This window comes from Pseudonocardia sp. KRD291 (assembly GCF_019263595.1).
GTDB lineage: Bacteria > Actinomycetota > Actinomycetes > Mycobacteriales > Pseudonocardiaceae > Pseudonocardia.
This window is the reverse complement of the sequence record NZ_JADQDD010000269.1, coordinates 1-8,284: the sequence shown is the minus strand read 5'-3', so window position 1 is coordinate 8,284 and position 8,284 is coordinate 1. Positions and strand designations below refer to the sequence as shown.

Here is an 8,284-nt window from a genome sequence, read left to right as displayed (position 1 = left end):
CCAGCAGCGGCGCGTAGTGCCGCCACCAGCGCTGGGGCAGCACCCGGTGCCCCAGCAGCGGCCAGTCCTGCACCGGGACCAGGCTCGCCTCGTGTGCCCACGTCTCCACCAGCAGCCGCGGCCGCCGCGACGTCGGCGACCAGGCCGCGTCGTCGAGCAACGACGCCGGGTAGCCCCCGATCCGGCTGAAGATCGGCATGTAGTGCGCCCGGACGGCGACGTTCACCGAGTCCAGCTGCAGCAGCCGGACCCGGCCCAGCACCCGTTGCAGATGCCGCCGGGTGACCGGTCCGGACGGCCGCGGGTCGGCCATCCCCTGGGCCGCCAGCACCGTCCGCCGAGCCACGTCCGCCGAGATCGTTCGCACGGACGGATCGTGGCACGGACCCCCGACAGGAACGGCCACGACCTCGCCCGGGTGGGCCGTCGACGCGTCCGGTAAGCATGCGGGCATGGCCACCGCGACCGTCCGCCCCGCCGCCGACACCGACGTCGACGACATCGTGCGCATCCAGGCCCAGACCTGGCGCGCCGCCTACACCGGGATCGTCCCGGACGCCGCCCTGGACGGGCTGAGCAGCGACGACGCCCGCGCGGCCTGGACCGACGCGGTACACGCCGGCGACGGGTTCCACGTGCTCGTCGCCGTCGAGGGCGAGCACACCGTGGGGTTCTGCGCCGCCGCGTACTACGCGGGCACCCACGGCGCGTCGATCGCCGAGGTCAGCACGCTGCTGGTGGAGCCGCGCTGGGGCCGGCGCGGGCACGGCGGACGCCTGCTGGCCACGGCCGCGGCCGCGCTGCGCGGGCACGACGCCGAACAGGGCCGGGCCTGGGTGCCCGAGCGCGACGAGGCGTCGCGGCGCTTCTACGCCCGCGCCGGATGGGAGGCCGATGGCGCCGTGCGCACCCTCGACACCGGCGACGGCACGGTGCGCGAGGTCCGCTTCGTCGGCACCCTCGCCCTCGAGCTCTCCGACTGAGGCCCCGACCCGCCTGCGGAACCGGCGGAACCGGGGCTCAGGCCAGGCCGAGCAACGGCTCCAGCCCGATCGTCAGGCCCGGGCGCTCGCGCACCGCGCGCACGGCCAGCAGCACCCCGGGCATGAACGAGGAGCGGTTCATCGAGTCGTGCCGGATGGTGAGGATCTCGCCGTCGGCGCTGCCGAGGACGACCTCCTGGTGCGCGATCAGCCCGGGCATCCGCACCGCGTGCACGTGGACGCCGTCGACGCTCGCGCCGCGGGCACCACCCGGGTCGGTCGTCGTCGCGTCCGGGACGTCGCCGAGGCCGGCCTCCCGGCGCGCCGTCGCGATCAGCGACGCGGTCCTCGACGCGGTGCCCGACGGCGCGTCCACCTTGCCGGCGTGGTGGCTCTCGACGATTTCGACCGAGTCGAAGAAGCGCGCCGCCTGCGCCGCGAAGTGCATCGACAGCACGGCGCCGACCCCGAAGTTCGGCGCCACCAGCACCGCACCGGAGCCGTTGTCCTGCAGCCATCCGCGCACGGTGGCGAAGCGTTCCTCGTCGAACCCGCTGGTCCCCACGACGGCTGCGACCCCGTTCTCGACGCAGTACCGGACGTTGTCGAGCACCGCACCGGGGTGGGTGAAGTCCACCGCGACGTCCGCGCCGGCCAGGGCCGACAGGTCGTCTCCCTCATCCAGCTCGGCGACCAGCTCGGTGTCCGCGGCCTCGCGCACCGCGCGGCAGACCTCCCCGCCCATCCGGCCCTTCGCGCCCAGTACCGCCACCCGGATCGACCCGCTCACCCGTACTCCCCTCGCCGTCGACGTTCCGCCGCAGCCTAGTTCGGACCGGCCGGTCCTTCCCGGCTCCCCGTTCGTGGGCTAAGTTGCGACTAGCAACTCAACGATCGAGGAGACCAGATGAGCGCCGGGCCGGACATCCGCGAGCGGACCCACCACTGGAGCGACCCCCGCGAGACGGCCGCGGTCGCGCTGCGCAGCGACGGGCTGACGTTCATCCGCGCGATGGCCTCCGGGGAGGTCCCGCCGCCCCCGATCGCGACCCTGCTCGGCATGTCCGTGGCCGAGGTGGAGCCCGGCCGCGTCGTGTTCACCCTGGAACCGGCCGAGTTCCACTTCAACCCGATCGGCTCCGTGCACGGCGGGGTGTACGCGACGCTGCTGGACTCCGCGGCCGGCTGCGCGGTGCACACCACCCTCCCGCAGGGCGCCCGCTACACCAGCCTCGACCTGTCGGTGAAGTTCGTGCGCGCGCTGCGAACCGACTCCGGCACGGTCCGCGCCGAGGGCACGGTGGTGCACGCCGGGTCGCGCACCGCCCTGGCCGAGGCTCGGCTGTTCGACGGCGACGGCCGCCTCTGCGCGACCGCGACCAGCTCCTGCCTGGTCATCCGCCCGGACGCCTGACCCCCGGGCCGGACCCGCGGTCAGCCGACGACGAGCCCGCCGATCCACACCGCGGTGGCCACCAGCCCCGCGGCGAGCTCGATCAGGATGCTCGCGCCGACGGCGGTGAGCGCCTCGCGCGCCGACCGCCACGCCGCGGCGGAGTCGGGCAGGCGGGCGAGCTCGGCGAGCCACACCCCGAGCACGAAGCCCAGGAACAACCCCACCACCGGGACGACGAAGAACCCGACGACGCCGAGCACCAGCCCGGCCAGCAACGTGCGCGTCGGGACCCCGGACGCCTTCAGCCGACGCCCCGGGAGCAGGTACTTCGCCACCTGCCCGGCCACGGTCACGAACACCGCGATGCCCAGGACCCACCAGCCGACGGCGTCACCGCGCGGGACCGCCCACAGCGCGACACCACCGACGATCAGCACCGGCCCGGGCAGCACCGGGAGCACGATCCCGGCCAGCCCGACCGCGATCAGGACCCCCGCCACCACGCTCAGCACCACGGCCGAACCCTAGCCCCCCCGCCGGGCGCCCCCGCGGACCCACCGCCACGATCCGCACCCCTGCCGTGCGTCCGCACCCTCTGCAGGAGGTGCGGAGCGCGGGAAGGGGTGCGGATCCGAGGCGCGCCCACACGCGCAGGCACGCTGCGGCGCGGGCGGGTTCGGGTCAGGACAGGTCGCGCAGGGCGGCGGGGAGGTCGTCGGGCTCGTCGTAGGGGCCGACGACCGCCGCCGTGAGCGGCTGGGTCAGCAGCTCCGCGGCCAGGTCCGCGACCTCGGAGGCGGTGACGGCCTCGATCCGGGCCAGGCTCTCGGACAGGCTCCGCTGACGGCCGTGGTCGAGCTCGGAGCGACCGAGCCGGTTCATCCGCGACGCGGTGTCCTCCAGCCCGAGCACCAGACCGCCGCGCAGGGCGCCCTGCGCCCGGGCGACCTCGGCCTCGGTCAGGCCGTCGGAGGCGACGCCGGCGAGGACGTCGCGCACCACGGCGACGACCTCCCCGAGACGCTCCGGGGCACACCCGGCGTAGACCGCGAGGCTGCCCGCGTCGGCGTAGCGGACCTGCGACGAGTAGACCTGGTAGGCCAGCCCGCGCTGCTCGCGGACCTGCTGGAACAGCCGGGAGCTCAGCCCGCCGCCGAGAGCGGTGTTGAGCACGGCCAGGGCCGCGCGGCCGGGCGTGTGCCGGCTCGGCCCGGGCACGCCGAGCATCAGGTGTGCCTGCTCGGAGTCGTCGGTGTGCAGGGCCAGCGCGCTCCCGCGGACCGGGCGCGGGCCTCCACCGGAGCGCGGCGGCTCGGCGGACAGGCCACGGCTGCGCTCGGCGGCCCCGGCCAGCGCCTGCGAGACGAGGTCGGCGACGCGGTCGTGGTCGAGGTTGCCGGCCGCGGCGACGACCATCCGCGGCGTCGTGTACTCCCCGCGCCAGAACTCGTGCAGGGTGTCGCGGCTCATCCCCCGGATCGAGTCCTCGGACCCGATCACCGGACGGCCCAGCGCGTGCTCGCCGAACAGCGTCTCGTCGAACAGCTCGCCGAGCAGGTCCTCCGGGTCGTCGTCGCGCATCGAGATCTCCTCGAGCACGACGCCACGCTCGAGCTCGACGTCGGTGTGCGCGAGCTCGGCCTCGGTGACGACGTCGGCGAGGACGTCGATCGCCAGCGCCACGTCGTCGTCGAGGACGTGGGCGTAGTAGCAGGTGTGTTCCTTGGCGGTGAACGCGTTCAGCTCGCCGCCGACCGCGTCCATCTCCTCGGCGATCCCGGCGGCGGTGCGCCGCGCGGTGCCCTTGAACAGCAGGTGTTCCAGGTAGTGCGCGGCCCCGGCCTGGTCGGACGTCTCGTCCACCGAGCCGATGCCGATCCAGATGCCCAGCGCCACCGAGCGCACCCACGGCACGGTCTCGGTGACCAGCCGGGCACCGCCGGGCAGGTCACTGCGCCGCACGGCATCGGCGTCGCCCGGCCCTGTCACACCGGGCCCGGGCAGCACGACGCCCGCGGCGGCGCCGGTTCCCCTCTCGGGGTTCCGGGCCGCCGCGGGCGGGTCGTTCCGATCGTGCACGGTGACCTTGTCGTCGCTCTGCTCGGGACCGGTCAGCTCTGCTGCGACGCCTCGACGGCCTCCGGCGCGACGGCGCCGTTGGTCTCGCCGTCGCCACCGTCGCCGTTGCTGCCGTTCTCGGCCGTCTCGCCGTCGACGACCGGGATCAGGCTGATCTTGCCCCGGTTGTCGATGTCGGTGACCTCGACGCGCAGCTTGTCGCCGACCTTGACGACGTCCTCGACCTTGCTGATGCGCTTACCGCTGCCCAGCTTCGAGATGTGGACGAGGCCGTCCTTGCCGGGGACCAGCGAGACGAAGGCACCGAACGCGGCGGCCTTGACCACCGTGCCCAGGAACCGCTCGCCGATCTTCGGCAGCTGCGGGTTGGCGATGGCGTTGATCATGCCGATCGCCGCCTCCGCGGACGGTCCGTCGGCGGCACCGACGTAGATCGTGCCGTCGTCCTCGATCGAGATGTCCGCGCCGGTCTGCTCGGTGATCGAGTTGATCATCTTGCCCTTCGGCCCGATCACCTCGCCGATCTTGTCCACCGGCACCTGCACCGCGGTGACCCGCGGCGCGAAGGGGCTCATCTCGTCCGGCGAGTCGATCGCCTCGCCGATCACCTCGAGGATCGTCATCCGGGCGTCCTTGGCCTGGCTCAGTGCCGCGGCCAGGACCTCGGACGGGATCCCGTCGAGCTTGGTGTCGAGCTGCAGCGCCGTGACGAACTCCGGCGTGCCGGCGACCTTGAAGTCCATGTCGCCGAACGCGTCCTCGGCGCCGAGGATGTCGGTCAGCGCGACGTAGGTCGTCTTGCCGTCGACCTCGTCGGAGACCAGGCCCATCGCGATGCCCGCGACCGGCGCCTTGAGCGGCACGCCGGCGTTGAGCAGCGACATCGTGGACGCGCAGACCGAGCCCATCGAGGTCGAGCCGTTGGACCCGAGCGCCTCGGAGACCTGGCGCAGCGCGTAGGGGAACTCCTCGCGCGTGGGCAGGACCGGGATCAGCGCCCGCTCGGCGAGCGCGCCGTGGCCGATCTCGCGGCGCTTGGGCGAGCCGACCCGGCCGGTCTCACCGGTCGAGTACGGCGGGAAGTTGTAGTGGTGCAGGTAGCGCTTGCGCGTCTCCGGCCCCAGCGAGTCGATCTGCTGCTCCATCCGGAGCATGTTCAGCGTGGTGACACCCAGGATCTGGGTCTCGCCGCGCTCGAACAGGGCCGAGCCGTGCGCCCGCGGGATGACCTCGACCTCGGCCGAGAGCGGCCGGATGTCGGTGACGCCACGGCCGTCGATGCGGACCTTGTCGCGCAGGATGCGCTGGCGGACCAGCTTCTTGTTGAGCGACTTGAACGCCGCACCCAGCTCGGACTCGCGGCCCTCGAACTGCGCGCCCAGCTTCTCCAGGACGCTCGCCTTGACCTCGTCGGTCCGCGACTCGCGCTCCTGCTTGCCGGCGATCGTCAGCACCTGGGCCAGCTCGTCGGACACCGCCGAGGTGACGGCCTCGAGCGCGTCCGGCTGGTAGGCCGGGAACACCGGGTAGTTGCCGGTCGGCTTCGCCGCCGCGTCGGCCAGCTGCTGCTGGGCCACGCACAGGCTCTTGATGAACGGCTTGGCCGCCTCCAGGCCGTCTGCGACGACCTGCTCGGTCGGGGCGGTGGCACCGTCCTCGACCAGGGCGAGGGTCCTCTCGGTGGACTCGGCCTCGACCATCATGATCGCGACGTCGTCACCGACGATGCGCCCGGCCACGACCATGTCGAACGCGGCGCGCTCGAGCTGGGCGTAGGTCGGGAACGCGACCCACTGGCTGTTCGAGCCGTCCTCGTCGCTGATCAGGGCGATGCGGGCGGCGCCGACCGGGCCGGAGAACGGCAGGCCGGCGAGCTGGGTGGAACCCGACGCGGCGTTGATCGCCAGCGCGTCGTAGGGGTCCTTCGGGTCCAGCGACATCACCGTGACGACGACCTGGATCTCGTTGCGCAGGCCGTCGACGAACGACGGGCGCAGCGGGCGGTCGATCAGACGGCAGGTGAGGATCGCGTCCGTGCTCGGACGGCCCTCGCGGCGGAAGAACGAGCCGGGGATGCGACCCGCGGCGTACATCCGCTCCTCGACGTCGACCGTCAGCGGGAAGAAGTCGAGGTTGTCCTTGGGCCGCTTCGACGCGGTGGTCGCGGACAGCAGCATGGTGTCGTCGTCCAGGTAGGCGACGACGGATCCGGCGGCCTGGCGCGCGAGGCGCCCGGTCTCGAACCGGACGGTGCGGGTCCCGTGGGCCCCGTTGTCGATGACGGCCGTGCTCTCGTGCACGCCGTCGTTCTCGATCGGATCGGTCATAAGTGTGGTGTCACTCCTCGTTCGGTGGTGATGCGCACCACCTCGTTGCGGGGGACATCCTCGGCTTGGCCGGTCTTCGATCGAAGCCCTCGGGAGTCGCACTCCCGGGGGCCACTACCGAGGACCGGCGGATCTCTCTCCCCGTCACGGTGGTGCCGCGTGCGGCAGTCCTGCCGCGGTGTAGTTGTGCCGCGGCCCGGCGCCCCGTCAGGGGCGCCGGGCCGGGTGGGTCAGCGACGCAGGCCGAGCCGCTCGATCAGCGAGCGGTAGCGCGCGACGTCGACCGAACGCAGGTACTTGAGGAGCCGGCGACGGCGTCCCACCAGCAGCAGCAGTCCGCGCCGCGAGTGGTGGTCGTGCTTGTGCTCCTTGAGGTGCTCGGTCAGGCCGATGATCCGCTGCGTGAGCAGCGCGATCTGGGCCTCGGGGGAGCCGGTGTCCCCGGGGTGGACGCCATAGGTGTCCACCGTCGTCTTCTTCTGTTCGGTGGTCAGTGCCACGCGAGCTACTCCTTCGTCGTTGACGTCCGTGGGGCCGTGCCCGGGTTCGGTGCGCTCCGACCCTCGAAATCGGGAGGGCCGAGCGGAGCGGCACCCCGGCTTCCTGACGAACAGGGACTTCCCGACGAACAGGAGCTTCCTGACGGACAGGGGCCGCGGGCTGGTAGACGGTCTCGGCCACCACGGACTGCAGCCGGACTCGGGAACAACGGTACCAGCGGGGCCCGACACTCCGGCCCCCGACCCGCGCCGACCGGCCACGATGCCGCCGCCCTCACCTTCGTGCCACGTCGTCCGCAACCCCGGAGGAGAGGCCCAGCGCGACCCGGTGCACCGGTTCGTAGACCAGCCCGGACCGGGTCCCCCGGCTCGCCACCAGCAGCACCTCCGACGGCGTCCACCACGGCCCCGCGGGAAGGTCGCGGGACCCGGCCGGCGCGGGCACCGCGGCCCGCCCCCGCCGGCGCGCGGCGCGGGCGAGCGTCAGGTGCGCCACGAACCGGTCCGGCGCCCCGCCGGCGAGGGCGACGAGACCGGCCAGGGCGTCGGCGTCGGACGGGCCCGCGGGTTCGACACCGGCCCAGAGCACGCCGGGGAACTCCCCGGTCCCGGCGATCCGCAGCCGCGGCGCGGGTGCCCCGGCGGCCCGTTGCTGCAGCTCCCGGGCGCGGCGTCCCGGCTCGTCCTCGCCGTGGAAGGCCAGCGTGACGTGCCACCGCGCGGTGGGGCTCCGACGCCATGCCGGGTCGTCGTCGAGCCCGAGCCCGGCGACGTCGGCACGCAGCGCCGAGACCGCATCGGGCGGCGGCCAGAGCGCGGTGAACAGCCTCATCGGCCCACCGCACCACGTGCGGCGTCCGCGGTCGAGCGACGCCGGGCCGCCGCCCGCACCTCACGGCCCCGGCGGGTGCTCACCGGACGGGCCGGCTCGCGGCGCGGCGGAGCACCTCCGCGATCTCCGGGAACGAGGGCGCCAGGGCCGCCGCGGCCGCGACCAGC

Annotated in this window: 9 protein-coding genes; 2 read left to right on the top strand and 7 right to left on the bottom strand. The window is 73.8% G+C overall.

Annotation, left to right across the window (positions count from 1 at the left end):
- The coding region (locus tag I4I78_RS26540; protein ID WP_308252369.1) for a DNA glycosylase AlkZ-like family protein at positions 1–367 on the bottom strand (367 nt) is incomplete at its 3' end.
- Between the two features lie 85 nt (positions 368–452).
- Between I4I78_RS26540 and I4I78_RS26535 the strand changes: the two genes are divergently transcribed.
- The gene (locus I4I78_RS26535) at positions 453–983 is read left to right on the top strand and encodes a GNAT family N-acetyltransferase (protein ID WP_218614225.1); all 531 of its coding nucleotides are present in this window, start codon (positions 453–455) and stop codon (positions 981–983) included.
- A 37-nt stretch (positions 984–1,020) separates the two neighbouring features.
- Here I4I78_RS26535 and dapB read toward each other — a convergent pair whose 3' ends face one another.
- Positions 1,021–1,728 carry a 4-hydroxy-tetrahydrodipicolinate reductase gene (dapB, locus tag I4I78_RS26530; RefSeq protein WP_374225920.1) on the bottom strand — a complete coding sequence of 236 codons (708 nt, stop codon included), beginning with the start codon at positions 1,726–1,728 and terminating at the stop codon, positions 1,021–1,023.
- Positions 1,729–1,890: 162 nt separating this feature from the next.
- Here dapB and I4I78_RS26525 point away from each other — a divergent pair, with 162 nt between their 5' ends.
- Entirely contained in the window at positions 1,891–2,397 is a 507-nt protein-coding gene (locus I4I78_RS26525; protein ID WP_218614223.1) for a PaaI family thioesterase, read from the top strand.
- A gap of 20 nt (positions 2,398–2,417) precedes the next feature.
- Here the strand turns inward: I4I78_RS26525 and I4I78_RS26520 are convergent, their stop codons facing one another.
- The 5 genes from I4I78_RS26520 to I4I78_RS26500 form a co-directional block, all read right to left on the bottom strand.
- Positions 2,418–2,894: a DUF456 domain-containing protein gene (locus I4I78_RS26520; protein WP_308252368.1), complete on the bottom strand. Its 477-nt coding sequence runs from the start codon at positions 2,892–2,894 to the stop codon at positions 2,418–2,420.
- Positions 2,895–3,060: 166 nt separating this feature from the next.
- A complete protein-coding gene (locus tag I4I78_RS26515; RefSeq protein WP_308252370.1) occupies positions 3,061–4,386 on the bottom strand; it encodes a pitrilysin family protein in 1,326 nt (441 codons plus the stop codon).
- Between the two features lie 104 nt (positions 4,387–4,490).
- A complete protein-coding gene (locus I4I78_RS26510; protein WP_218614222.1) occupies positions 4,491–6,785 on the bottom strand; it encodes a polyribonucleotide nucleotidyltransferase in 2,295 nt (764 codons plus the stop codon).
- A 230-nt stretch (positions 6,786–7,015) separates the two neighbouring features.
- Positions 7,016–7,285 (bottom strand): 30S ribosomal protein S15, encoded by a 270-nt coding sequence (gene rpsO / locus I4I78_RS26505; RefSeq protein WP_130289344.1) that lies wholly within the window; start codon positions 7,283–7,285, stop codon positions 7,016–7,018.
- A 274-nt stretch (positions 7,286–7,559) separates the two neighbouring features.
- Positions 7,560–8,117 carry a 2'-5' RNA ligase family protein gene (locus tag I4I78_RS26500; protein ID WP_218614221.1) on the bottom strand — a complete coding sequence of 186 codons (558 nt, stop codon included), beginning with the start codon at positions 8,115–8,117 and terminating at the stop codon, positions 7,560–7,562.
- Positions 8,118–8,284 lie beyond the last annotated feature (167 nt).